The 20,292-nt window shown below is 65.5% G+C and carries 18 protein-coding genes, 1 tRNA gene and 2 pseudogenes; 8 read left to right on the top strand and 13 right to left on the bottom strand.

The genetic code is table 11. From position 1 onward, the window contains the following. Window positions 1-73: 73 nt before the first annotated feature. Window positions 74-265 (top strand): annotated as a pseudogene (locus RO07_RS26480) (chloride channel protein); the annotation flags it as partial. A 7-nt stretch (window positions 266-272) separates the two neighbouring features. Here the strand turns inward: RO07_RS26480 and RO07_RS01635 are convergent. Then, complete coding sequence (locus RO07_RS01635; protein WP_039407502.1) at window positions 273-1,205, bottom strand: DUF72 domain-containing protein; 933 nt, start codon at window positions 1,203-1,205, stop codon at window positions 273-275. A 257-nt stretch (window positions 1,206-1,462) separates the two neighbouring features. Here RO07_RS01635 and RO07_RS01640 point away from each other — a divergent pair, with 257 nt between their 5' ends. From RO07_RS01640 to RO07_RS26795, 5 genes are all read left to right on the top strand, one after another. After that, window positions 1,463-3,556: an ATP-dependent helicase gene (locus RO07_RS01640; protein ID WP_039407504.1), complete on the top strand. Its 2,094-nt coding sequence runs from the start codon at window positions 1,463-1,465 to the stop codon at window positions 3,554-3,556. Next, complete coding sequence (locus RO07_RS01645; protein WP_039407506.1) at window positions 3,543-4,046, top strand: GNAT family N-acetyltransferase; 504 nt, start codon at window positions 3,543-3,545, stop codon at window positions 4,044-4,046. The genes RO07_RS01640 and RO07_RS01645 overlap by 14 nt, the downstream gene beginning before the upstream one ends. A 147-nt stretch (window positions 4,047-4,193) precedes the next feature. Next, window positions 4,194-4,985, top strand: coding sequence for a bestrophin-like domain (locus RO07_RS01650; protein ID WP_039407508.1), 792 nt, complete (start codon window positions 4,194-4,196; stop codon window positions 4,983-4,985). Window positions 4,986-5,054: 69 nt separating this feature from the next. After that, a complete protein-coding gene (locus tag RO07_RS01655; RefSeq protein ID WP_052266934.1) occupies window positions 5,055-5,336 on the top strand; it encodes a DUF1653 domain-containing protein in 282 nt (93 codons plus the stop codon). A gap of 218 nt (window positions 5,337-5,554) precedes the next feature. Next, window positions 5,555-5,683 carry a DUF6726 family protein gene (locus RO07_RS26795; protein WP_335645815.1) on the top strand — a complete coding sequence of 43 codons (129 nt, stop codon included), beginning with the start codon at window positions 5,555-5,557 and terminating at the stop codon, window positions 5,681-5,683. Window positions 5,684-5,980: 297 nt separating this feature from the next. On the opposite strand, the gene RO07_RS01665 is transcribed toward RO07_RS26795, so the two are convergent. The 7 genes from RO07_RS01665 to RO07_RS01695 form a co-directional block, all read right to left on the bottom strand. Continuing rightward, window positions 5,981-7,153, bottom strand: coding sequence for an alpha/beta fold hydrolase (locus RO07_RS01665; RefSeq protein WP_039407515.1), 1,173 nt, complete (start codon window positions 7,151-7,153; stop codon window positions 5,981-5,983). A gap of 150 nt (window positions 7,154-7,303) precedes the next feature. Beyond that, complete coding sequence (locus RO07_RS01670) at window positions 7,304-8,704, bottom strand: HdeD family acid-resistance protein (RefSeq protein WP_039407517.1); 1,401 nt, start codon at window positions 8,702-8,704, stop codon at window positions 7,304-7,306. Window positions 8,705-8,919: 215 nt separating this feature from the next. Beyond that, entirely contained in the window at window positions 8,920-10,254 is a 1,335-nt protein-coding gene (gene argG / locus RO07_RS01675; protein ID WP_039407520.1) for an argininosuccinate synthase, read from the bottom strand. Window positions 10,255-10,390: 136 nt separating this feature from the next. Further along, a complete protein-coding gene (locus tag RO07_RS01680; RefSeq protein WP_039407522.1) occupies window positions 10,391-11,287 on the bottom strand; it encodes a LysR family transcriptional regulator in 897 nt (298 codons plus the stop codon). Window positions 11,288-11,406: 119 nt separating this feature from the next. Then, the gene (locus RO07_RS01685; RefSeq protein ID WP_039413897.1) at window positions 11,407-12,255 is read right to left on the bottom strand and encodes a DMT family transporter; all 849 of its coding nucleotides are present in this window, start codon (window positions 12,253-12,255) and stop codon (window positions 11,407-11,409) included. 573 nt (window positions 12,256-12,828) lie between these two features. Then, on the bottom strand, window positions 12,829-13,713 hold the full coding sequence (locus tag RO07_RS01690) for a pyridoxamine 5'-phosphate oxidase family protein (protein ID WP_418303713.1): 885 nt from the start codon (window positions 13,711-13,713) through the stop codon (window positions 12,829-12,831). 130 nt (window positions 13,714-13,843) lie between these two features. Beyond that, the gene (locus RO07_RS01695) at window positions 13,844-14,524 is read right to left on the bottom strand and encodes a glutathione S-transferase family protein (protein ID WP_052266935.1); all 681 of its coding nucleotides are present in this window, start codon (window positions 14,522-14,524) and stop codon (window positions 13,844-13,846) included. A 142-nt stretch (window positions 14,525-14,666) separates the two neighbouring features. On the opposite strand from RO07_RS01695, the gene RO07_RS01700 reads away from it, so the two are divergent. Continuing rightward, entirely contained in the window at window positions 14,667-15,560 is an 894-nt protein-coding gene (locus RO07_RS01700) for a LysR family transcriptional regulator (RefSeq protein WP_039413905.1), read from the top strand. A gap of 105 nt (window positions 15,561-15,665) precedes the next feature. On the opposite strand, the gene RO07_RS01705 is transcribed toward RO07_RS01700, so the two are convergent. The 5 genes and pseudogenes from RO07_RS01705 to RO07_RS01725 all read right to left on the bottom strand — a co-directional run bounded on the left by RO07_RS01705 (window position 15,666) and on the right by RO07_RS01725 (window position 19,344). Next, window positions 15,666-15,962, bottom strand: coding sequence for a hypothetical protein (locus RO07_RS01705; protein WP_039407526.1), 297 nt, complete (start codon window positions 15,960-15,962; stop codon window positions 15,666-15,668). A 272-nt stretch (window positions 15,963-16,234) separates the two neighbouring features. Further along, window positions 16,235-16,311: transfer RNA gene (locus RO07_RS01710), tRNA-Val, on the bottom strand. 107 nt (window positions 16,312-16,418) lie between these two features. Next, window positions 16,419-17,180, bottom strand: a pseudogene (locus RO07_RS01715) (NYN domain-containing protein); the annotation flags it as partial. A gap of 243 nt (window positions 17,181-17,423) precedes the next feature. Then, window positions 17,424-17,618, bottom strand: a complete 195-nt coding sequence (locus RO07_RS01720) for a hypothetical protein (RefSeq protein WP_039407532.1) — start codon at window positions 17,616-17,618, stop codon at window positions 17,424-17,426. 31 nt (window positions 17,619-17,649) lie between these two features. Then, window positions 17,650-19,344 (bottom strand): FAD-dependent monooxygenase, encoded by a 1,695-nt coding sequence (locus RO07_RS01725; RefSeq protein ID WP_039407534.1) that lies wholly within the window; start codon window positions 19,342-19,344, stop codon window positions 17,650-17,652. A gap of 192 nt (window positions 19,345-19,536) precedes the next feature. Between RO07_RS01725 and RO07_RS01730 the strand changes: the two genes are divergently transcribed. Then, complete coding sequence (locus tag RO07_RS01730; RefSeq protein ID WP_039407537.1) at window positions 19,537-19,995, top strand: MarR family winged helix-turn-helix transcriptional regulator; 459 nt, start codon at window positions 19,537-19,539, stop codon at window positions 19,993-19,995. Window positions 19,996-20,292: the final 297 nt, after the last annotated feature.

The raw sequence follows: 20,292 nt of genomic DNA on the forward strand, positions 1-20,292 counted from the left end.
TCGGAATGCGCCGATCGGGTTCGGCATTTCGGCACAAGAAACGTCACGCATTGCGAGGGGCCGCGCTTCCTGATTCAGCACACCGCTCGCCGGCGCCATCTTCGGCAAAGCCCTATTCACGATCGTCACACTCGGCTCCGGCTTCAAGGGCGGGGAGGTCACACCGCTGTTCTACATTGGTGCAACACCCGGCAATGCGCTCTCGCACATCCTGACGCTGCCCGCCGGTATCGGCTTCGTTGCGGTGTTCGCAGGCGCGGCAGATCGTCGTGTCACCCCATTGTGCGTGCGAGGCCAGCGATCGCTCGCTGGAAGGCGGCGGCATTCTTCATGCCCTGATCTTCGTGGTTCGTGTTGAAGAGCACGTGGGTGTCGTCGGCGAGTGCGGCGATACGCTGCACTCGCGCCGAAATGTCGATCAGCTCGCTCGCACTGTATTCGTAGACGAACCGCCCCGACGAGGCTGTGATATCGCGCCGGTGCCATGCCGCCGCATTGCGGCCGTGCAGACGTACGACGCATAGGTCGTCGCGCGTCGCGGCCCACACCGCCGGCACCGTATTGTCGAACCCGGTCGGGCTGTCGACGATGGTATGCGCCGCCCCGGTCTCTCGCAGCATTGCCAGCGTGGCGGCCTCGCGCGACGGCGTATCGAACCAGCTCCGGTGACGAAATTCGATAGCGTGTCGCTCGCCCTCCAGGCGTCGTGCCGTCTCGAAGACCAGTGCCCGCCCGGCGTGGTCGTTGCGCACACGCGGCGAAAACTGGAAGTGAATCGCCGTCAGTTGCCCGCTCTGACGCAACGGCTCGATGGCTTCGAAATAGCGGCGCCAGAGTTCATCGGTCAACTCGGCGGGAATGTCGGCGGGCGCGATCTCTACATTCCCGCGCGCCGACCTTGCCGTGGGCACTCCGAGCGCGCCCGCGATATCCGACGGAAGCGCGGCCAACGGCGTCATATGCCCGGTGAATGCGCGAAACGCCTTGATGTGGAAGCGAAACGACGGCGGTGTGCGTTGCGTCCAGCGCCACGCGATGGCGGCATCCGGCAGGCGGTAATAGCTGCTGTCCACTTCGACCAGATCGAATCGCGACGCGTAGTGACGCAGTCGAGCTTCCGGCGTGTCGACGCCCGCCGGATAGAACCGCCCGCACGCGATGAGCGTTGGGTCGGTCCAGGACGAGGTGCCGGTGCGAATGGTCATGATGTCGAGGTGGACCGCGCGGCGTGCCGGTGCGGCGGCGAGCGGAAAGCGGCGGAAGAAATGGTGGAAGAAGCGATAGAAGAAGCGGTGAAACCCGGATGAGACTCGATGCGCGTCGAACCCATCGTTATAATGTATGAATATACAGTATTCGAAGTGCGGATCCGCGTCCGCGTGCCTCGTGGGTCGAGGTTCGCACTCCGCCGTCCGTACCCGTTCGTACCCGTTTCTCATCGGTGTCCCCGCCGTTTTTCCCGATGCTTCGCATGTCAGAACAGCCGACAGCAACCGCCCGCGACCCGTGGGCCGAACTCAACGATCGCCAGCGCGAGGCGGTCGACCATGGCGTGGGCGACGATGGCTCGGCCGGCGGGCCGTTGCTCGTCATCGCGGGGGCGGGATCGGGCAAGACGAGCACGCTGGCGCACCGCGTGGCGAACCTCATCGTGCGCGGTGCGGATCCCAATCGCATCCTGCTGCTGACGTTCTCCCGCCGCGCGGCCGCCGAAATGGAACGACGCGTGGGGGCGGTGCTGCAGAAGGTGCTGGGATTGGCCTCTTCGCAGCCCCCGGGGCTACCGTGGGCGGGCACGTTTCACGCCATCGGCGCGCGCCTGCTGCGGGACTTCGCCGCGCGCATCGGCCTCTCGGAAGCCTTCACGATCCACGACCGCAGCGATGCGGAAGATCTGCTCGGCCTGGCGCGCCACGAGTTCGGCTTTTCGAACACGCAGTCGCGGTTTCCGCTCAAGGGCACCTGTCTGTCGATCTATTCGCGCGTGGTGAACAGTCAGGCGCCGCTGGCCGAAGTACTCGCCAAGCACTTCCCGTGGTGCGCCCAATGGGAGGCGCAGCTCAAGACGCTGTTCGGCGCGTACGTCGATGCGAAGCAGGCGCAGCAAGTGCTCGACTACGACGACCTGCTGCTGTACTGGGCGGAAATGATGCGTGCACCGGAACTCGCGCGCGAGCTCGGTGCGCGTTTCGATCATGTGCTCGTCGACGAATATCAGGACACCAATCGCCTGCAGGCGCAGATCCTGCTCGCGATGAAGCCGGATGGCCGCGGCCTGACCGTGGTCGGCGACGATGCGCAGTCGATCTACGCCTTCCGGGCCGCCACGATCCGCAATATCCTCGACTTCCCAGGCCAGTTCGCCGAACCGGCGCACGTGGTCACGCTGGAGCGCAACTACCGCTCGACGCAGCCGATTCTCGATGCGTCGAACGCCGTCATCGCCGAATCGAGCGAGCGCTACGCAAAGGCGCTGTGGACCGATCGCCAGTCGACGCGTCTGCCGCAGCTCGTCAATGTGAGCGACGAATCGGGGCAGGCGCGCTGGGTGGCCGATCAGGTGCTGGCGCAACGGGAGACAGGCATCCGGCTGATACAGCAGGCCGTACTGTTTCGCACCGGCAGCCACAGCGCGGCGCTCGAGCTCGAACTCACGCGACGCAACATCCCGTTCGTGAAGTTCGGTGGATTGAAGTTTCTCGAAGCCGCGCACGTGAAGGACATGTTGTCGATACTGCGCTGGGCACACAATCCGGCGAGCCGGCTGTCGGGGTTTCGCGTGGCCCAACTCGTTCCCGGCATCGGGCCGGTGAGCGCCACGCGATTGCTCGACGCCATGGCGCAGTCCGCCACGCCCGCGCAGGTGCTGGCCGAATTCAAGCCGCCGTCGGCCGCCGCGAGCGATTGGCGCGGTTTCGTGGATGTCTTCATGGCGTTGCACGACACGCGTCTCGCCTGGCCCGCCGACGTCGATCTGGCGCTGCGCTGGTATGCGCCGCTGCTCACGCAGCGCTTCGACGACGCGGTGGTGCGTCAGGCCGACCTGGAGCAGCTCGCGCGCATCGCGGGCACCTACGGTTCGCGCGAGCAGTTCCTGACCGAGCTGACACTCGACCCGCCCGATGCGACCAGCGCGCAATCCGGCGCGCCCCTGCTCGACGAGGACTACCTGATCCTGTCGACGATCCACAGCGCCAAGGGGCAGGAATGGCGCGCCGTGTATGTGCTGAACGTCGTCGACGGCTGCATTCCGTCGGACATGAGTACGGGCGACGATGAAGACACCGAGGAAGAGCGGCGGTTGCTGTACGTGGCGATGACGCGGGCCAAGGAGTCGCTGCAACTCGTCGTGCCGCAACGCTTCTACGTTCACCAGCAGACCGGGTTGGGCGATCGTCACGTGTACGGCACGCGCAGCCGCTTCGTCTCGGACGCCATGTTGCCGTTGTACGAGACGCTGCCGAAGCCGCGCGAGGGAGACGCGCTGCGCGGGCCGGTCGGCGACGTGACGGTACACATCGACGTGGCGCGCAGGCTTCGCAATGCGTGGTCCTGAGATCGTGTTGCGGCCGGCGCTTGCGACGGACATCGATGCGCTGACGTCGCTGCTCATGCAGACCTATCGCACGACGTGGGCGCCCATGCTGCGTCCCGAGGTTGCGGCGACGTTCGCGTCCGGCGAGCGCACGCGCGCTTACGTGCAAGCGCAATGGTCCGCGTTCACGGTGGCCGTGCCCAGGGACGACACAGCGCAAGTCGTCGGCATGGTGCACGTGATGGGCGATTTCATCGACGCACTGCATGTCGCGCCGGACTGTCAACGGCAAGGGATCGGCGCATTGCTGCTCGCGCACGCGGAAGCGGGGATGCAGGCGAACGGCCACGCGCTGGCGAGGCTGGAGACCGATACGTTCAACACGCAAAGCCGCGCGTTCTATGCCCGGCACGGCTATGCGGAAGTCGCCACCTATCCCGACGAGGCGTGGGACAGCGGCTTCACGACGGTGCTGCTGACGAAGTCTCTCGCGCCCGGCGAGGCCCGCTGATTCTTTCGCTGCGTTTCCGTTGTCAGGCGCCGAAATTTCCCGGAAGTTGCCGTCTTCCGTGCATCAGGTATAGTCGCCGCATCGGCGGCGGCGCTCGTCTGGCGCCGCCCACGAACGCGTGATAACGACAGAACAGGGAAAACCGGAATGCGCTGGCTGGTCGATGAAATGACATTGATGCCGACGGGCGTGTTGCTCGTCAGCGTGGCGCTTGCCACGGCGTTGCTTGCCATCGGTGTGGCGTGGCTCGCACGCGTCTTCCTCTTCGATCGTCTCGCGCACCCGTCCGAAGTCCGCGGTACGGTGGCCGACGTCGTGCACGGCAGCCTGCTCGCTTTCATCGTCTTCGTGCTCGCGCATGTCCTGGGCGACGTACGTGCCAATCTCGGCCATGCCGACGATCAGGCGCTGCGCGAGGCGTCGGTGGTGCGGCGTCTGGATCGCGAGCTCAAGGCCGTGGGCGATGCCGATGCGCAAGCGGCGCGCGCCATGCTGCGCGACTACGTGAGGTCGGCCGTCACCGACGAGTGGCAGACGCTGAGCACGGCCGACCCGGACCTGTCGCCGCGTACCGAGGAAGCGCTGACCGCCTTTGTCGGGGTAACGCGCCGCGTCATCGCCAGGCACGAAGACAGCGCCAGTTCCATCCGCACCTTGCTCGACCGTCTGGAAGAGGCGCGCCAAGGCCGTTTCGAGAACTCGACCAAGACCGTGCCCGGCGTGTTCTGGTGGGTCATCTCGCTCTTCATGCTGGCCGCGATGGCGATGAACGGGCGGTATCCGGCGACGTGGAAGAGCAACTTCATCGTCGCCATGCACATGGGCGCGATCGGCATGGTGATCGCGTTGATCGTCAACCTCGACGAGCCGTTTCGTGGCGTGTCGGGCATCTCGCCGGCGCCGCTGGCGAAGTCGGTGGGTATCGTCGTGCCGCGCTGAACGCGCGGCGTTGTACAGATTTGTGCTGCGGATCCGCAGGGGTCGGCATGCCTGCGGGAGAAGAGAAGGATGACTACGAACGTGACTGCGCCGTCGGCGGAATCGACGCCGGAAATCGAGGCGTTTCGCCCCGGCGTCTACCGGCACTACAAGGGCAATTGCTACCTCGCATTGGGCGTTGCTCGCGCCGACGAAACCAATGAACCGGTGGTTGTCTACACGCGGCTTTATCCGCGTGAAGGGCTGCCGATGAGCACACGTCTGCTGCGCATCTGGAACGAACCCGTGACGACGGACGACGGCCCGGTCGCGCGCTTCACCTACATCGGTCACACGACTCCGGCCGTCTGATGCCGGCCCCCCCTTTCCAGGACATTTTCATGACTTCGCCATCCAGGATGCGCCGCAAGGCCGCCGCCGTTTCAAGCGCCGATACTTTGCCGACAGGCTCGCGTGGCGGCCACCCGCGGGGTATTGCCGACGCCGATGACGCGAGACGGGCGGTCTCGAAGCCTGCCCCGCGCAATCTGCGCCGTTGGTGGGCGCTGTTTGCGATTCTGCCGTTCGTGATGTCGGCCTCGGGGTGCGGGCTGATGGCCGCGCCTTGCCGTGTGGCGTCGGCGGGACTGAAGATTGTTCCGGGTGTCGGCGACGTGCTGGCGGCGCCGACGGATACCTGTGCGGCGGTGATCGATTGACGGACGCGGTGGACGCCGGGGAGGAGGACTGAACGGTACCCCTGTGGCAGGAAATCAAATGCAGAAAAAAAGAAAGCCCGCGCGTTGCGGGCTTTAATCCATATCAGGAGGAGACATGGAGGAGACGAGTTCAGTATAGGGCAGCGTGCTGCGATGCACCATATGTATTTTTGCGTAATTGCCCACATGTTGCAGATTCGCAACACCGGATAAGCTTCATGAAATCATGGGCTTACCCGTCCTCCAAAAAACATCTCTCCCGCATCCTCTCCTCAAAATTCCGAAGACTTCCTCTAGTTATTGTGCGCGTGCACGTTTCTCCGTCGCCATCAGCTTGAGCACGAACGGCACCGAGTCGCGCAGGGACGGGTTGAGCGTCGCGTCGTGATCGAGCCCGGCGTACACGCGGACCAGCGTGGCGGTGCCCGCTTCGGTGACATCGCGCGCAAAAGCCTGCTGCATCATGAGCGGCACGTCGATGTCCTCCGAGCCCATGCCGATGAATACCGGATGCCGGATGCGAAGCGTGGGAAAGCGCAGCGACGGCATCTGGTCGTGCAACAGTTTCTGGATGTTCGGCTGCAGGCTGTTGCCCGCGTTCAGTCCGGCCGCCGTCGAGCGATCCGTGAGTTCGCCGATGCATAGCTTGTGCGCCGCTTCCAGCACGGGCAGCGCATCCGCCGAGAAGTACCGCGCCGCCTGCAGCGACGGGTTGCGGTCGGCGGCGGACAGGAACAGGTACATCGCGTAGGGAATCTTGGGATCGGGGGCGCCCGGGTCGGGCTGACCGGCGAACAGCATGGCGGCCGACGTCTTCGCATTGAAGTAGGGTGTGCCGGTCAGCACGGTGGCGATCACCTTGACGTCCGGCGCATAGGTCGGCTGATAGCCCGCCGCCGCGAACGCCGCATGCGCCCCTTGCGACTGACCGACGAGAACCACGCGGTTGCGCAGCGGGAATGCGCTGCGCGCCGCGAGCAGGCTGTCGAGCACGCTGTAGGCTTGCGCGCGAGCGTCCAGATAATGGTGAAGTCCTTGCGAGCCGAGACCGGCGTAGTCGGGCGCCACGACGGCGAAGCCGAGCGAGAGCCAGGTGCCGAGATACTGGATGTCGCGCTGGCTGCGCACGTTGAGCGACGGCGCGCAGCCGCTTGCGACGCCGACCGTTCCGTGCGCCCACAGGACCACCGGCCAGCCGCCGGGCGGCGTCGGTCCTTTGGGCAGGAAAACCGCGCCGGTATCCTCACGCGCCTCGATGCCACCGACACCGTCGATGGAACTGTAGCGGATGCGGAACTGCTCGCCGGCCTCTGGCAAACCGTGGTCGGCGTCGAGCGGCAGGCGCTCCACGATCGCGCCGTGCGGGATGGTGGCGGGCGCGGCCTCGGGCGTGATCGCGTGGGCGGCACGTCCAATGACCAGGCTGGCGAACATGGCGGCGCTCGCATAGCGCCACAGGCGGTTGAACATGCTGGACTGTCCTCGTCGTGGGTTGCGCTGAAGCTGGCGTGCGGCGTGGAATGCACCGTCCGAATGCCTGCTGTGCCGTCTCGTCAGTATAAAAGACGTTGTCGCGTCACCTCACATGAGGACTCGCCCGTATGCCTTGCGTGATGCCGGTCAGCCGTGCGAGGCCTGGCCGCCCTGTGACTGTGCGGCGGCCTGCTGCGCGGCTTCACGCCACGCGCGCCGGGAGCGGCGCATGCGGCGCAGCGCGAGCGACGACATCGTGATCCAGCCGAACGGCCGCGGATCGACCAGCATGCTCACCGCGCGTGCGTAATCGAGCACCAGGCCGGGCGTCCACGCCATCGTCTTGGCGCGTTTGCGCAGTTGTGCCGCGACCCACAGTTCGGGCGTGAGCCACAGTCGCACGAACGTCCACCAGCCGGCATCGGCGCCGTTTGCCAGTTGACCGACGCGCCCCTCGATCGCCGCTTCCAGCGCTTTGGCCACGCTGCTCGAACAGTTGCGGTGCGTGAGGTTGTAGGTGGTGTTCCGCCGGTACGTTTCCCAGAACGCGCCCAACTGTTGCGGACTGTAGTTGCGGATGCGCACCTTGACCGTCGACGGGCACCACGTCTTCGATTCGGTCGCATAGTCCGGCTGGAATGTGCCGGGTACATCGTTCTCGCGCGTCGCTCGCAGCAGTTGTCCGAACTGATCGGGCGAGCGGTCGATTTCCTGCGCCGGGTAGAGGCTCACATACACGCCTTCGTGACTCTCCAGCGCCGCGTGGCCGGTCGAGATCACCCCGTTGCGATCGACGGCGGCGATGTAGCGATCGATCACGGGGTGACGCCGTGCCGGCGCCTTCGACGATCCGGACGGCGTCCAGACGTGAACCGTCAATGCCGGCTCGGTTTCCGACGGTGGGCCTTCCCAGCGAGGGGCGCGGGGACGTTGCGTCCACAGGTCGCGCTTCTCCTGCGGGCTGCCGAGAATCTGCTCCACCCGGAAGTCGCGACGCATGCGCCGGGCGCGCATGGCGAGCACCAGCATGTTCCAGCCGGTGAAGGCGAGGCCCAGGCCGATGGCATAAGGTAGCGTGCCCTTGTAATGCGTCGGATACGGCTGATAGAAGAAGATCGCCACCGCGATTTCCAGCAAACCGCCCGCCATGGCCCACGCCCAGCGCGGATAGCGCACGACGTAGGCGGCTGCGCATTGCAGCATGCCGTCCGCGAGAAACAGGGTGCCGAAGAGCATCGACAGCCAGAAGTTGCCGTGGCGTTCGGGGAACATCAGCACCAGCAACGCGGCAATGGTGAACGTGCCGCCCTTGATGCCGCGCACGATGCGCTGGCCGCCCACGCCGATGCCGACGATGGCCAGCGTGGCAAGCCCCTCGAGCAGCAGCATCCAGGCGAAGATCTTGATCGGGAAGTGCACCACCCCGTCGAGCGCGTCGACGATCAGCGCCAGCCCGAAGGCGAAAAACAGCGCCCCGATCCATATCAGGGCGCGGGCCCGCCGGCGCAGATAATCGACGCCGAGCAACAGCAGTATCAGACGTACCAACGTTAGGTCTCCATCGCATGCTGCCTCGTCCCGAGGGCCGGGCATCCGCGAGCACTTCCGTGCCGTGGGGATTTTTGGGAAACAGCCTATTTGCTGCTATGTTAGCGCGTGATCGATGACAGACCAAAAACAAAGGCGGCGCGCTCCTTTCGGGGCGCGCCGCCTGTTGCGGCAGACGATACGGTACCGCCCGCGGGCGATACCGTCAGCCGGGTTCAGTCCTTCTTGCTTTCGAGCTGCGGCAGGGCGTCGTCGCTCGATGCGGTGAGCAGACCGGCCTTGGCGTAGGTCATCAGCTTCTCGCGCGTGTCGACGATGTCGAGCGTGCGCATGGTCAGTTGACCGATACGGTCGAGCGGGGTGAAGACCGACTCGCCCTTTTCCATCGTCAGGCGCTCGGGTTTGTATGTCAGGTTCGACGAGGTGGTGTTGAGCAGCGAGTAATCGTTGCCGCGGCGCAGTTCGATGGTCACCTCGCCGGTCACGGCGCGCGCCACCCAGCGTTGCGCCGTTTCGCGCAGCATGATCGCCTGCGGGTCGAACCAACGGCCCTGGTACAGCAGACGGCCCAGGCGGCGGCCGTTCTCGCGGTATTGCTCGATGGTGTCTTCGTTGTGGATGCCGGTCACCAGGCGTTCGTAAGCGATGAACAGCAGCGCGAGGCCCGGGGCTTCGTAGATGCCGCGGCTCTTGGCTTCGATGATGCGGTTCTCGATCTGGTCGCTCATACCCAGACCATGACGACCGCCGATGCGGTTGGCTTCCTCGAAGAGTTCGACGGCGTTGGCGAACGTCTTGCCGTTGAGCGCCACCGGCTGGCCTTCCTCGAAGCGCACGGTGACCTCTTCGGCCTTGATCGCGCAATCGTCGCGCCAGAACGGCACGCCCATGATCGGCTGCACGATCTTGATGCCCGAATCCAGGTGCTCCAGATCCTTGGCCTCGTGGGTGGCGCCGAGCATGTTCGAGTCCGTCGAATAGGCTTTCTCGACCGACATCTTGTAGTCGAAGCCGTTCGCGATCAGGAATTCCGACATTTCCTTGCGGCCGCCCAGCTCGTCGATGAACGTCTGGTCGAGCCACGGCTTGTAGATCTGCAGGCCAGGGTTGGTCAAGAGACCGTAGCGGTAGAAGCGCTCGATGTCATTGCCTTTGAACGTGCTGCCATCACCCCAGATATTGACGCCATCTTCCTTCATGGCGGCAACCAGCATCGTGCCCGTGACGGCGCGGCCGATCGGCGTGGTGTTGAAGTACGTGACACCGGCGGTCGAGATGTGGAACGCGCCCGATTGCAGGGCGGCGATACCTTCGGCCACGAGTTGTGCGCGGCAGTCGATCAGGCGGGCATTCTCGGCGCCATAAGCCATGGCGCGGCGCGGGATGTCTTCGTAGTCAGGTTCGTCCGGCTGACCCAGATTGGCCGTATAGGCGTAGGGAATGGCGCCTTTCTTGCGCATCCAAAGCAGCGCAGCGCTGGTGTCGAGACCGCCCGAAAAGGCGATGCCGACCCGTTGTCCCGTGGGGATGTGTTGCAGAATCGTGGTCATCGGCGTGGAAAAGCTGGGTTTTTAACCTGTCAAGTATCCCCGTCCGGGCTATGGATGGTCAAGTCTGACGGCCAATTCCCGCGCGATGGCGCGCGTGCCGTCCCACGAACTTCCGCCTATATTTTCAGCAGATCGATTACCACTGAGCCCCTGCCACGCCGCACGCCGCCGCCAGAAAGTCGGTGAACGCCCGAATGACGAGCGATGCCTGACGATGCTGCGGGTAGACGACATGAATAGCCGTGGCTGGCGCGGAGAATGCGTCGAGCACCGTGACGAGACGCCCGTTGAGCAACGCGGGGGCGACGATGAACACCGGCAGCAGGGTGATGCCGAGGCCCGCCACGGCGGCGTCGCGCGCGAGCTCGCCGTTGTTCACGCGCAGACGGCCCGACACCGGGATTTCGAGCGGATGGCCGTCGCGGTGGTACGTCCAGTTCACGCGCTGGCTATGGCCGTAGGGCAGCAGGGCGTGCTCGCGCAGCGCCTCCGGGGTCTCGGGCGTGCCATGCGTCTCCAGATAGCGCGGGCTGGCGCACGTCACCATGCGCATGGGCGCGATGTTGCGGGCGATCAGCGACGAGTCGGCCAGCGCCCCGATGCGCACCGCCACGTCGTACCCCTCGCCGATGATGTCCACCGTGCGGTCGTTGAGCTCCAGTTCGATGGTGACGTCCGGGTAGGTCGAGAGAAACGACGGAATCACCGATCCCAGGAACATCGTGCCGAACGACATCGGCGCCGAGACCCGCAGATTGCCGCGCGGCCGCTCGCCCTGACTGCTCACGGCGAGGTTGGCGGCTTCCACGTCTTCGAGAATCCGTCGGGCGCGCTCGTAATAGATGCGTCCGAGGTCGGTCACGGCGAGCCGCCGCGTCGTGCGCAGCAGCAAACGCGCACCGAGCGACTGCTCCAGCGACGAGATGCGGCGGCTCACGAATTGCTTCGAGAGCCCGAGTTTCGTGGCGGCGCCGGTGAAGCTCATCGCATCCACGGCGTTGACGAAGATGCGCATGTCGTCGAGCAGATCCATCGTCCAACGTCCTGTCGTAAGAGGTTTTGGTGACAACGGGAGGTTATGCCTCACCATTGTCACCTGACAAACGACAATCTTAGCTGGAATGCACCGACGCCAGGCCGCCGCGTGCGCGATCAGCGCAGCGCCAGCCGCAGCCCGAGCAGGATGGCTGCCGTTCCCGCCACCGCGAGCGCCGTTGGCCGATGGCCAAAGATGCCCCAGTCGAGCAGGGCGGTGACAACCGGCACCAGATAGAACAGGCTGGTGACGGTGACGAGGTTGCCCGTCGCGATCATCCGGTAGAGCAGCAACGTCGCGCCGACCGAAATCACGAGGCCCATGTACAGCAATGGCAGCCAGAAACCGATGGACGCGTCGAAGTGCCACGGCTGCGTCGGCATGACGACGAGCGCCAGCGCGAGCCCGACCGCGTATTGCAGCGGCAGCACGTCGAGCGGCGCCTGGCGCGAGCCTTTCTGCGCGAGCGTGCCGAGCGTCATGCAGGCGAGTGCGGTGAGCGCCCAGGCCGAGCCTGTGATGGAGAACTGCGCCGACAGCAGGCTTTGCGCCACGACGAGCGCCAGTCCACCGAGGGCAAGCGCGAGCCCCGCCAGACGCCGGCCGCTATGCGCGCGTTCGAGCGCGACGAGCGTCAGAATCGGCTGAACGCCCATCACGGTCGCGAGCGCGCCCGGCGTGATGCCGTAGGCGAGCGACAGCAGATACGCCGTCTGATAGCCGCCGACGAGCAGCACACCGGTGCCCGCCACCTGCCAGCGCGTGCCCGATGCCGGCCACCATTGCCGCCGGGTGAGCGCGATGAGCGTGAGCGCCGCAAACGCCACGCCGAGCCGGATCACCAGAAACGCAAAGGCCGAGGCGTGCGTCAGCCCCCACTTGGCGGCCAGCGCGCCGCCGCTCCACATCAGAACGAACAACAGCGTTACGCCGTGACGGCGCCACGCAAGTGCGTCAACTTGCATCGATCTTCCCCTGAAGAGGATGGTCGGTCCTGCGGTGCGTCGATGGCCGTCGAGGCGGCCATCGGCTGCGTGCGTCATCGCCGCTGCCGTGTCCGCCGCGTCGCCCATCGGGCAACGGCGACTCGCAACGAGCGCGGCAAACCGCAACCGATACCGGCGCACAGGACGGCGGACTGCACAGGTTGCCCATGTCGCATGCGTGAGTCATGCGAGAACAACGCGTGCACCCTCTGCAACGCAGGCCGAACAACAATTCGAATGAAAACGTGTCGAGACGGGTGACGTGCACCCGGCGACGTCGGAGGTGGCGTCAGGCCACTGCGACGATTGCGACGTCGGCCACCACGGCGGGTGGCGCCACGCCAGCGGGCGGGGGATGAGCGACGGTGACGAGGCGGGCGCGCAACCGCGGGCCGGCACCGCGTTCCAGCGGCGATGCGGCAAATCGGACGGATGCGCGTGCAGTCATGAATCGATCAGGTCGATAAGGAGGATAACGCGCCTGTCACTCGACAGGCGTGTACACACTGTACACGGAGCCCATTCGCGCGGCAAGCGGTCCGCGCGATGACATCAGGCCACCGGCCACATGCCTGTGCGCTCGAGCGTGGGCGACGCCTCGCCATCGCGCCACGCTGCCGGCAGGGCACCTCGTACGCGCCGCACTTCACGCACCTGCAGGCGCACGAGTCGCTGCGCGCCTTCGAAGCCGCTTTCCGATTCGTCCTGCCACAGGATTTCAGCCTCGCCCGCCACGTGCAGAAAGTCGCCCGTCGCAAAGTCGACGAAGACGAGGCCTGCGCGCGGGTTCGCATGCAGATTGCCGAGCGTGTTGAAGTAGGCGTTGCCGCGAAAGTCCGGCCATGTCAGCGTGTTCGCGTCGTCCACGCGTACGAAGCCGGGCTTGCCGCCGCGATGCGATACGTCCGCGCCGCCACTGCGCTCGCTCGCGCCTTCGCCCGCGTAGTGCGTCGCGATGAAGAACGTATCGCTGCTCGCGATCTGCCATTGGGCGTCGTCGTCGAGCGAGGTCTGCGGCGACTCGGCCTGGGGCGGCATGTCGTGCCGCTCCGGTGTGATTTCGCGTTTGCGGATGTATTGCGGACAGTTGCCGAAGCTTTGTGCAACGCGAATCGCGAAGCCCTCGGCATCCGCCTCGACGATTCGCCCGTTGACGCGGTTGCGTCGCCGCGTCGAAGGCTCCAGCCCGAGCATGCCGACGGGCGCACCGGTTATCAGTGCCCCATGCAACGGATCGGTGACAGGCGGCAGGGCGTTCACGCGCAACAGCGTCGGATCGGGCGAGCGGGCGAACCCCGGCGAGCCGCTCACGAGCGTGGCCCACGGCTGACCTTGCGCGTCGAGCGCGCCGACGATCAGAAACGGCAGTTGCGCGAAGAACGTCCGGTGCTGATCCGGCATCGCGGTGCGAATCACGCGCGCGCCGACCTCCGCCATGGCGTCGAGCGAACCCGCGCGTTGCTGCACGGCGAGCTCGCCGACGTGGAACGGCGAGGGCGATGGCGCAGCGGGAGCGCCGGCCGAGGCATCGATACGGGGGACGGGCGCGGGCGTGTTCATGATGGCCTCACGCAGCCTTGTCGGCGTTAAGACCGCACGCAGTCGACGCCATCGGCAGAAAGCGCGGCAAGCTCGCCACGCGATCGAGCCACGCACGCACGGCGGGATACGGTTCGAGCGAAACGTTGCCTTCCGGTGCATGCGCAAGATACGCATAGCATGCGACGTCGGCGATCGTCGGCGCGTCGCCCGCGAGGAACGGCGACGCGCCCGGCGACGACAGATGCGCCTGCATGCGCGTGAGCAGCAGGTGGGCGCGCTCGATCATTGCCGACGTCTCCATGTCGCGCTTGAACAGCACCACGACGCGTGCCGCGGCGGGGCCGAACGCCAGGTCGCCCGCCGCCACCGACAACCAGCGCTGCACCTTCGCGGCGTTCACGGGATCGCGCGGCAACCATGTACCGCTCGCGTCGTAGCGACTCGCAAGGTAGACGAGGATGGCGTTCGAATCGGCGAGCACCACGCCGTCGTCGTCGATCGCGGGCACCTGGCCGAACGGGTTGATGGCGAGAAACGCCGGTTGCTTGTGTTCGCCCGTCGCGAAATCGATGTCCACCGTCTCGTAGGGCAGATCGAGCAGATGCAGCATCCACTCCACGCGATGGCAGTGCCCCGAAAGCGCATGGCGGTACAGCCGGATCGGGCGGGCGGGGCGAGGCGATGAGGTTTGCGTAGAGCGATTCATGAGACGTCTCCGGTAGTGGGATAGCCGCAGGCCCGGTGTCGAACCTGTCGGACGATGGACGTATTCTCTATCCCGCCGATTTTCGGATAAATGCTGAGAAGTTGATTTGACTACTCCGATATTCGGAGTAATGATGCGCGACATGGACAAACTTCGCGCAATGCAGACGTTCGTCGCCATCGTCGATCAGGGCAGCCTGAGCGCGGCGGCGCGCGTGCTCGAGTCTTCTCTTCCGGCGGTGGTGCGCACGTTGGCGGCGCTCGAGACGTCGCTCGACGTCCGGCTGCTCAATCGGACCACGCGTCGCATCGCGCTCACGGAGGAGGGCCGAGCCTATCTCGAGACGTGCCGGCAAATCCTCAGCGAACTGCAGGAGGCCGAGGCCAGGCTCGCAGCGCGGCACGAAGCGCCGAGCGGCACGCTCGTGGTCACGGCGCCCGTGCTGTTCGGCCAGTTGCATGTGGCGCCTGCGCTGCATCGTTTCCTGCGCGCGCATCCGGCGGTCAAGTGCCGGCTGCTGCTCAACGATCGCGTGGTGAATCTGTGGGAGGAGGGCATCGACGTCGGCATTCGCATCTCGCCGCTGGACGATTCCACGCTCGTCGCGCAGGGCATCGGCGCCATTCGACGTGTCGTGGTCGCGAGTCCCGCGTGTCTGGCGGAGCAAGGCGAAGTCGCACATCCGCGCGACCTGATCGGCAAGAACTGCATCCGCTCGCACGGTGGCGGCTATGGACAGTGGCGATTCTGGGAGGCGGGGCGCGAGTTCGTCGTGCCGGTGGACGGCAATCTCGAAATCAACCATGGCCTGACGGCCGTCGAGGCATGTGTGGCTGGCATGGGCTACGGCTGCTTCCTGTCGTATCAGGTCGCCGCCTCGGTGGCGGACGGGCGGCTCGTGCGTGTGCTCAAGGATTTCGAAGGCCCGGCCCGGCCGGTGAACATCGTTTATCCGCACGCGCGGCTGCTGCCATCGCGTACGCGTGCGTTCGTGGAGTGGATGAAGCGGGAACTGCGCGATGTGCCGGTGGTGTGAGCGCGGGGGCGGCGTCAGATAAAAGAACGCGGAAAGCGACAGGGCCGCTTCCCGCTTAAAAAGCCCGCCGACGCCAACCGGCGGGCCGCTTCGTTCTTCATGCGATCAGTCGTCGCGATCCCGGCGCCAGCCGCGATGCCAGCCACGGTCGTGGCGGTCTTCCCAGCGGCGTTCGCGCCAGTCGCCCCAGCGATCGCGCCCGTAATACACGACCGGGCGCGGTGCCTCGTAGATGGGTTGCGGTTGCACGTACACCGGCTGCGGCGCGACGTACACGGGCGGCGCCGAGACGACCGGTGCCGGCACGCCGAGATAGAGGCCGACGTCCACGTGGGCCGAAGCGGCGCCCGAGGCGAGTGCGGCGGCGGCGCCGAGTGCAGCGATGACGAGAATGCGTTTCATGATGTCCTCCGTTGCGCTCGCCGGTCGATGCATTCGTTGGCGATGACACCGCGTGCGCATGGAATAGTGATGCGGGTGATTCGGGGCGATGGGCGCGGACGAGAACGCTTGGGAGAGCGAAGGCGTCTGTCGTCGAATCGTTGCTGTCAGTGTAGGGGCTGCGGCGCGCGTCAGGTGCTACGAGTTTGTCGGGTGTGTGTCGTTTTGTAACGCGAGTGGAAAAAACAAAAGGCGTTACGCGAAAACGCGCAACGCCTTGTGCTTTGATTCGTTGGTAGGCTCGATTGGACTCGAACCAACGACCCCCACCATGTCAAGGTGGTGCTCTAACCAGCTGAGCTACGAGCCTAGAAAGACCGCGAGTATAGGGTCAATTTTCGAAGCTGGCAAGTCTTTCGCGAGAAAACCCGGAAAAATTTCTCGACGGCGTCACTCGTCTCGCTTGGCCGTGCCGCGACGCGGCTTGAGTCGCACCCAGATGCCCTTGTTGCCGCCGCTGCCCGCGCGTTGCTCGACGTCGAACAGACCGATGGTGGCGACCAGATCGCTCAGCTTGCCGAAACCGTAGTTGCGCGAATCGAAGTCGGGGGCCTGCTTGGCGATGTGACTGCCGATGGCGCCCAGGCTCGCCCAGCCGTCCTCGTCGGACACGCCGGTCACGGCATTGCGCAGCAGGCGCACCAGCCGCGCATCGCGTTTGAGCTCCGATGCGCTGCGGCGCTTGCGTGGCACCGGCGCCTCGTCGTCGTCGGGTTCGTCCTCCTGGCGCAGCAGTTCGGTGTAGATGAACTTGTCGCAGGCGGTGACGAACGGCTGCGGCGTCTTGCGCTCGCCGAAGCCGTACACGATGAGTCCTTGTTCGCGAATGCGCGAGGCGAGGCGCGTGAAGTCGCTGTCGCTCGATACGAGGCAGAAGCCGTCGAAGCGTCCCGTGTAGAGCAGATCCATCGCGTCGATGATCATGGCGCTGTCGGTGGCGTTCTTGCCGACGGTGTAGCGGAACTGCTGGATCGGCTGGATCGAGTATTCGAGCAGGCACTTCTTCCAGCCATCGAGATTGGGCTTGGTCCAGTCGCCGTAGATACGCTTCACGCTCGCCACGCCGTACTTGGCCACCTCGGTGAGGAGCCCCTCCACGATGGCGGGCGCGGCGTTATCGGCGTCGATGAGTACGACGAGCGTGGGGCCCTGGGCGGCCACCGGCGTTGTGACGGGCATGACGAGGCTCCTTGAGCTTGAGCGTGAATGCGCGAGTTCGGGCGAATCGGCGAATGCGAAATGGCGATATGGAACGATATCGAACGGTATCGCATTATGGCCCGGAACCTCACGTATGCCATGATCGCGATCAGCTCGCGCGATGTCGCCCCAGCGATGCGAACCACAATATGGCGATGCCCGCGAGCGGACTCGTGGCGACGAACATCGGCCAGGCAGTAAGCGAGTGCCGACCACGACCGATCAGGTCGACTGCCGGCGCGCGGCCTGTCCGATGAGATCGATCACGCGTTGCGGATCGTCGATCTCCCGGGCCAGCAACAGTGCAATCTTTGCGAGCAGCAACTCGCGTTTGTCTTCCGGCGCGTTGTCGATGGCCAGCGCGAGGGTGTCGTAGATATCCTCGAGTCCGGCAATGGCGGTTTGTGCGTTTGTCATGACGGGGTCTCCTGCAGGGCGAGCGAGCGGTTCATGTGTGGGCCGTCGCCTGCGCCAGCGCGTTGGCCAGACGCACGGCATCGAGCCGTTGCCAGCGTGCGCAAATATGATGGTCCGGGCGCAGCAAGTAAGCCGTGCCGTTCGTCGCGCCGTACTTGCCGGCGGCGTGGCCGGTCGGATCGGGCAGCGTGAGGTCGGAGCCCGCGATCGAACCGCGCGCCTGCGGGAATGCGATCACCTTCACTGGAATGTCGTGTTCGCGCCAGGCCACGACCTCGCGCTGCAGCGCTTCGTCGAGCGACGTGTCGCCGAACGTCAGCAGATGGAACGCAGCGCCGAGATGGTCGTACAGGTAGTCGTTATCGCCGAGCTTCACGTTGGGCGCCGGGGCGCCCACGCAGGGGCCGGCGCTCATGCGCGCGTTGTCGTCGGTCGGGCTGTTGAGCGGCGAGTCGCGATAGTCGTGCGCGCGAGACGTGCGCCAGTGGAACAGCGGCCGCACGAATTCGTGATCGAGCGAGAGATCGAGCACCGCGTCGCGCAACACGCGAAAGCCGTGCGTGGGCGGCGTCATGAAGCGGGTGCTCTTGCCGGCTTCGGCGATGATCTCGCGGGCGGCGCCCACTCGGTCATGCGTGTACGACGCGAGCAGTTGCGCGGGCGCCGCGCCCTTGGCGACGGTTGCGAGTTTCCACGACAGATCGATGGCGTCCTGGAAGCCGGTGTTCGCGCCGCGCACGCCGAAGATCGGCAGCAGATGCGCTGCGTCGCCGGCGAACAGCACGCGGCCGTGCACGTAGTCGGGCAGCGTGAGCGCGCGTGCCGAGTACACCGAGCACCAGTCGAGTTCCCACGGCTTGCCGCCGAAGCCCATCATGTCGAGCTGCGCATCGATACGCTCGCGAATCGTCTCGGGCCGCAACGCGTGTTCGGACGTCTCGGTCGCCGGCAGTTGATAGTCGACGCGCCAGATGCCGTCCGGTTCGCGATGCATCAGCACCGTGTTGCCGGGATTCCAGTCGGGAGCAAAGTAGGCCAGCCGTTCGGTCGGCAAGTCGAGATCGATGCGGATGTCGGCAATGACGAATCGGCCTTCGTAGCTCGCGCCTTCGAAGCGAAGGCCGAGCACGGAGCGCACTGTCGAGCGCGCGCCGTCGGCGGCGACGAGCCACTGCGTGCGTTGCGCATATTCGCCCTCGGGGGTGTCGATCCGCAGCGCGACGTGATCGTCATGCTGCGCCAGCCCAACGAGCTTGTTGCCCCAGCGCATCTCGACGAGCGGCTCGCGCTCGATGGCATCGACCAGATAGCTCTCGAGCACGTTCTGCTGCAGGTTGATGAGCGGCGCGAAGCGATCGTCTTCATCGACCGGCGATTCCATGCGGAACACGCGCTGGCCGCGGTAATACGAGTTGCCGCTGGTCCACGGCAAGCCTTTCGCGACGACGGCGTCGGCGACACCGACCGCCTGCAGAATCTCCTGCGAGCGTCGCGTGAAGACGATGGCGCGGCTGCCCTCCGACACCTGCTGCTCGGCTTGCAGCACGATGCAGCGCACACCGTGACGCGCGAGCGCAAGTGCCGTGACCATGCCGATGGGGCCGCCGCCGACGATGGCGACGGCCACCTGCGCGGGATCGTTGGGCGCGCCAGGCGGGTAAGAATGAGGATGAACGCGGTATGCGTGGTAAAGCGATGCGCGCGGAGTGGTCTCCGGTCGATGCATGATGCGACACCCATAAGGATGCTCGGCGCTATGTGCATCGGTCTCGTGTCAGCGGGGAGACGCCGAATGCACATCGCGCGAATGACGAGAAAACGTCATCGAGCATTTGGTTGCTAACGCAACAATTCTAGTGTGCTAATGTTGCGCTCGCAACAAAATTACGACCCATTTCGTCTAGGGGAAAACACGGAAATGCGGCCAGCCCACAAGACCCTCGATCAGTTCCTGACTTACAAGATGCACCGTCTGATGAAGCAGCACGACAAGCGCATTGCGCAGTCGTATGCGGAGGGCGCGCAACTGAGTCTGGCGGAGTCGCGTGTGCTCGCGGCCGTGGGCACGGTGGGGGCGTTGTCGAATTCGGAGTTGGCGCGTCGCGCGAATCTCGACAAGAGCCAGGCGAGCCGTGGCGCCGACGGGCTGGTGTCGCGCGGGCTGGTGCGACGCGCACCCGACGAGCACGATGGTCGCGCCGTCAAGGTCACGCTCACGCCCGAGGGCGAGCGCGTGTGGCGCGTGGTGATCGGTGCGGCGCGCACGCACTACGACCGTTTGTTCGAGGCGCTGACGGACGACGAAATGCGCGTGTACGAGCGCTTGCTCGACAAGCTGCTGCTGCGCTCGGACGAACTCGACGGACAGGCCGACTGAACGCGAAGCGAAACCGGGCGTCGCAGGCGCCCGATGTTTCCGAACGATAAAAGCAAAAGGCGCCTGCAAGGCGCTTTCAGATCGCGTGTTGCCCCTATGTTGAAGATGTCATTCAGACATGGCGGGTTGTCGATGCCGATCGCAAGTTTCCCCTTCAGCTTTCCAATCAAGCACGCCCCCCGTTGTCGATAGAAGCGACGACGTTTCAGGGCGTCGTTCGCTTCACACCGATCACAACATCGATTTCGCCGGGAATCACCACAGGAATGACCTGCATGGCGACGTCCTGATTCCCCA

Source organism: Pandoraea pulmonicola (assembly GCF_000815105.2).
GTDB classification, from domain to species: domain Bacteria; phylum Pseudomonadota; class Gammaproteobacteria; order Burkholderiales; family Burkholderiaceae; genus Pandoraea; species Pandoraea pulmonicola.

Excerpts from the sequence above, each read along its gene's own strand:
- RO07_RS01635 (WP_039407502.1), bottom strand. The coding sequence starts at position 1,205 with ATGACCATTCGCACCGGCACCTCGTCCTGGACCGACCCAACGCTCATC.
- RO07_RS01690 (WP_418303713.1), bottom strand. The coding sequence starts at position 13,713 with ATGGCGGAGGTCGGCGCGCGCGTGATTCGCACCGCGATGCCGGATCAG.
- RO07_RS01695 (WP_052266935.1), bottom strand. The coding sequence starts at position 14,524 with ATGAATCGCTCTACGCAAACCTCATCGCCTCGCCCCGCCCGCCCGATC.
- RO07_RS01730 (WP_039407537.1), top strand. The coding sequence starts at position 19,537 with ATGCGGCCAGCCCACAAGACCCTCGATCAGTTCCTGACTTACAAGATG.
- RO07_RS01665 (WP_039407515.1), bottom strand. The coding sequence starts at position 7,153 with ATGTTCAACCGCCTGTGGCGCTATGCGAGCGCCGCCATGTTCGCCAGC.
- RO07_RS01720 (WP_039407532.1), bottom strand. The coding sequence starts at position 17,618 with ATGACAAACGCACAAACCGCCATTGCCGGACTCGAGGATATCTACGAC.
- RO07_RS01640 (WP_039407504.1), top strand. The coding sequence starts at position 1,463 with ATGCTTCGCATGTCAGAACAGCCGACAGCAACCGCCCGCGACCCGTGG.
- RO07_RS01680 (WP_039407522.1), bottom strand. The coding sequence starts at position 11,287 with ATGGATCTGCTCGACGACATGCGCATCTTCGTCAACGCCGTGGATGCG.
- RO07_RS01645 (WP_039407506.1), top strand. The coding sequence starts at position 3,543 with ATGCGTGGTCCTGAGATCGTGTTGCGGCCGGCGCTTGCGACGGACATC.
- RO07_RS01650 (WP_039407508.1), top strand. The coding sequence starts at position 4,194 with ATGCGCTGGCTGGTCGATGAAATGACATTGATGCCGACGGGCGTGTTG.
- RO07_RS01700 (WP_039413905.1), top strand. The coding sequence starts at position 14,667 with ATGGACAAACTTCGCGCAATGCAGACGTTCGTCGCCATCGTCGATCAG.
- RO07_RS01655 (WP_052266934.1), top strand. The coding sequence starts at position 5,055 with ATGACTACGAACGTGACTGCGCCGTCGGCGGAATCGACGCCGGAAATC.
- RO07_RS01725 (WP_039407534.1), bottom strand. The coding sequence starts at position 19,344 with ATGCATCGACCGGAGACCACTCCGCGCGCATCGCTTTACCACGCATAC.
- argG (WP_039407520.1), bottom strand. The coding sequence starts at position 10,254 with ATGACCACGATTCTGCAACACATCCCCACGGGACAACGGGTCGGCATC.
- RO07_RS01705 (WP_039407526.1), bottom strand. The coding sequence starts at position 15,962 with ATGAAACGCATTCTCGTCATCGCTGCACTCGGCGCCGCCGCCGCACTC.
- RO07_RS01685 (WP_039413897.1), bottom strand. The coding sequence starts at position 12,255 with ATGCAAGTTGACGCACTTGCGTGGCGCCGTCACGGCGTAACGCTGTTG.
- RO07_RS26795 (WP_335645815.1), top strand. The coding sequence starts at position 5,555 with ATGTCGGCCTCGGGGTGCGGGCTGATGGCCGCGCCTTGCCGTGTGGCG.